5 protein-coding genes are annotated in these 3454 nt (G+C 66.3%); all 5 read right to left on the bottom strand.

Annotated elements, in window-relative coordinates; translation table 11 throughout:
* Positions 1 to 650: Bug family tripartite tricarboxylate transporter substrate binding protein (locus V7E26_RS29710; RefSeq protein ID WP_324422949.1), on the bottom strand; the 650-nt coding region annotated here is incomplete at its 3' end.
* Between the two features lie 45 nt (positions 651 to 695).
* Entirely contained in the window at positions 696 to 1415 is a 720-nt protein-coding gene (locus V7E26_RS29705) for an RraA family protein (protein ID WP_324422948.1), read from the bottom strand.
* A gap of 137 nt (positions 1416 to 1552) precedes the next feature.
* Positions 1553 to 2434 carry a CDP-alcohol phosphatidyltransferase family protein gene (locus tag V7E26_RS29700; protein ID WP_324422950.1) on the bottom strand — a complete coding sequence of 294 codons (882 nt, stop codon included), beginning with the start codon at positions 2432 to 2434 and terminating at the stop codon, positions 1553 to 1555.
* Positions 2435 to 2512: 78 nt separating this feature from the next.
* Positions 2513 to 3211, bottom strand: coding sequence for a phosphatidylserine decarboxylase (locus V7E26_RS29695; RefSeq protein WP_324422947.1), 699 nt, complete (start codon positions 3209 to 3211; stop codon positions 2513 to 2515).
* A 57-nt stretch (positions 3212 to 3268) separates the two neighbouring features.
* A partial coding sequence (locus V7E26_RS29690; protein WP_324422946.1) for a hypothetical protein occupies positions 3269 to 3454 on the bottom strand: 186 nt, incomplete at its 5' end.

Below are 3454 nucleotides of genomic sequence, written 5' to 3'. Positions count from 1 at the left end.
TTGGCGAGCGCCTTGATCTTGCCGGCGCGGATCTGCGGCAGCGCCACCGCGCCCTGCACCACCAGCAGGTCGACCGTGCCGGAGACGAGGTCGGTCATCGCAGGCCCTGCGCCGCGATAGGGAATGAACTGCACCTTCTGCCTGGTCAGGCTCTCGAACAACACGCCGGTGACGTTCGCCGCCGCGTTCTGGTTGACGAAATTGATCTTGCCGGGATTATCCTTCATCCACGCCACCAGCTCGCCGAGCGTGTTCGCCGGCAGGTCCCTCTTCGCGACCATCAGCTGCGGATTGTTCGAGACCAGCGCGATCGGCTCGAAATCCTTTTCGAGGTCGTAGTCGAGCTTGTAGATGATGCTGCCGACATGGGTGTCCCACTGCCCGATGTCGAAGGTGTATCCGTCAGGCGCGGCGCGCGCGACGCGCCCGACACCGATGCTGCCGCCGGCGCCGCCGACATTTTCGATCACGACGGACTGACCGAGCGTCGCACGCATCCGCTCGCCCATGATGCGCGCGGCGGTGTCGGTCGATCCGCCCGGCGGGAACGGCACGACCAGCGTGAGCGGCCGCGAGGGAAAGGTTTGCGCCTCGGCAACTCCGATGCCTGCGAGGATCAACAACGACAGCGCCGCCCAAAATCCCCTCATGGCATCTCCCCCTCGCCCTGGCCTTTTTTTGAATTCAGCCTCTCGTCAGTGGATCTCCGCCGAGCGCTTCAGCGCTTCTTTCAGCTTCTCGAGCGAGAAGTCCGGGCTGCGCGCGATCTCCAGGATCGGCGTCTCGCGCCGGCCGCACAGCTCGGCGGCATCCGGAATCTTCGCGGCGATGTCGTGCGGGATGACGATGGCGCCGTGCTGGTCGGCGTGGATGAGATCGTCGGAATGCACGGTCATGCCGGCGATGCGCACCTCGCCGCCCCAGCTTTCGGCGTGAACCCATGCATGCGACGGACCGATCGAGCCGGCCAGCGCCTGGAAGCCCGGCGCCCATTGCGGGATGTCGCGGATCGAGCCGTCGGTGATGACGCCGAGGCAGCCGAGCGCCTTGTGCACGTTGCTCTGCACCTCGCCCCAGAACGCGCCGTAGCCGACGTCGGCGCCGTCGATATCCTGGATCACGGTGATGCGCGGACCGAAGCCGGTGCCGACATATTCGTAGTAGTCGATGCGGCGCCTGGCCTGCTCGGCGGCCGGCAGGGTGGATTTGAGCACCGAGCGGATCGCCACGGTGCGGGCATAGCCGACGATCGGCGGCAGATCGGGGAACGGGCAGACCAGCGGCTTGGTGGTGTAGCCGATCAGGCGGCGTTCGGGCGCCACGACCTCCATCGCATTGCAGATGGTCGGGGTGTCATAGCGCGCCAGCGCCTCGAGGACGGAAGCAGGCAGCGGGGCGGTAACGGCTTTGTTCACGGCGTTCTCTCCTGATTGTTCTTGTTGCCGGCTGGCTTCGAAAGCCGCGCGTCATCAGGCCGTATAGCCGAGATTGGGCGCGAACCCAACTCGGCAGCCGCTCACGGCAGATATTTCGAAAGTCGCGCGGGGTGCGCTTAGTTCAGCCGCACCGGCCGCTCGTCCTCGGCATCGCCGGACGGCGGTGCAAACGACGCGGACGCCGGCGGCGGAGTGCCGGCGCCGGCCGCGGCTGTCGCCTGCGCGGCGGCGGCGCTGCGCTCATGGTCGCGGTAGGACTTCCAGCCCCAGGGCAGGCAGAGGAGATAGATCGCCGAGCCGATCGACAGGATGTACCAGGGATAGCCGATCAGCAGCGCGACGAAGAACACGACCGAGACGAAGACCGGCAGCACCAGTTCCGGCGGCACCCGCATCTTCACCGTCTTGCCGGAGAACACCGGCAGCCGCGACACCATCAGGAACGCGATCAACAGCGTGTAGGCGGCCGTCAGCGCGGCCGGCGGCCTGGAGATGCCGAGAAACGCCAGATAGAACGGCAGCATCGCCAGGATCGCGCCGGCCGGCGCCGGCACGCCGGTGAAATAATTCGCCGCAAAGGCCGGCTTGTTCGGATCGTCGATGGAGGCGTTGAAGCGCGCCAGGCGCAGGCCGCCTGCGATCGCAAACACCATGGCCGCGATCCAGCCGCCATTGTTCAATTCATGGAGCTGCCAGAAATACAGCATCAGGCCCGGCGCGACGCCGAAATTGACGAAGTCCGCCAGGCTGTCCAGCTCGGCGCCGAATTTCGACTGGCCCTTGATCATGCGCGCGACGCGCCCGTCCACGCCGTCGAGCACGGCTGCGAACACAATGGCCGCGACCGCAAGCTCCATCCGCCCTTCGATCGACAGGCGGATCGCCGTCAGGCCGGCACAGATCGCCAGCAGCGTGATGACGTTGGGCACCAGCATCCGCACCGGGATCGGACGAAACCGGCGGCGGCGCAGCTCAGGGTATCTGGGATCCGGGGTCAGCATGGCCAGTGATTATATAGCAACCACGGGCCGGTTCGCCATCGGCGACCGCCGTCCCTTTGGTAGCCCCAAACGGGGTTAATCGGCCCGGAACGTCCTTCCGTGCTCGGTCGACCCGAAATCGGCCAAAATCGTCTCGCCGGCGATCGCGGTCTGGCCCTCGGACACCAGTGCGCGCGTGCCTTCGGGCAAATAGACGTCCAGCCGCGAGCCAAAGCGGATCAAGCCGAACCGCTCACCGGCGCCGATCGACTGTCCCTCGCGCACGAATGAGACAATACGCCGCGCCACGAGGCCTGCGATCTGGACCACGCCGATCCGCCCGTTGGTGGTCGAGATCACGAGCGAGTTGCGTTCATTGTCCTCGCTCGCCTTGTCGAGCTCGGCATTGATGAAGGCGCCGGGACGGTAGGCGATGCGGTCGATGCGGCCCGCCACCGGGCTGCGGTTCACGTGACAGTTGAACACGCTCATGAAGATCGACACGCGCGGCAACGGCCGGTCGCCGAGGCCGAGTTCGGCCGGCGGCAGCACCTGCGCGATCATCGAGACGCGGCCATCGGCTGGCGCCACCACGATGCCGTCGCGCACCGGCGTGACGCGCACCGGATCACGGAAGAACAGCGCGCACCAGACGGTCAGGATGGTGCCGATCCAGCCGAGCGGCGTCCAGATCCAGAACAGGACCAGGCTGACCAGCGCAAAGCCGCCGATGAACGGATAGCCCTCGGGATGAACAGGCGGGACCTGCGCACGGATGGAATTCGCAATCGACATCGAGACTCACTGCTGGCTGGCTGCTTCCTTCTTTCAGGAAGTGGCGCTGGTTTTGGATTATTCCGCGGCGGTTGCCAAGGAATCTTTGGGTCCGTCCTTCGACGGCGGTCCCTTCGGCCCATCATCCAGCGGATCGTCGACCGGCGGCGGGACGCGGTTCGGCGCCACATTGTCGTCGTCGATCTGCGCGAGCTTCTCGCGCGCCGCCTCGGCCTCGCGCTGCCTGTTCCACATGCTGGCATA

Origin of the sequence: Bradyrhizobium sp. (assembly GCF_036735945.1) — a bacterium.
Lineage (GTDB): Bacteria > Pseudomonadota > Alphaproteobacteria > Rhizobiales > Xanthobacteraceae > Bradyrhizobium.
The sequence above is the reverse complement of the archived record's forward strand: the minus strand, read 5'-3'. Positions and strand labels throughout refer to the sequence as shown.

Coding starts and splice junctions, on each gene's coding strand:
- V7E26_RS29695 (WP_324422947.1), bottom strand. CDS start 3,211: ATGTCGATTGCGAATTCCATCCGTGCGCAGGTCCCGCCTGTTCATCCC.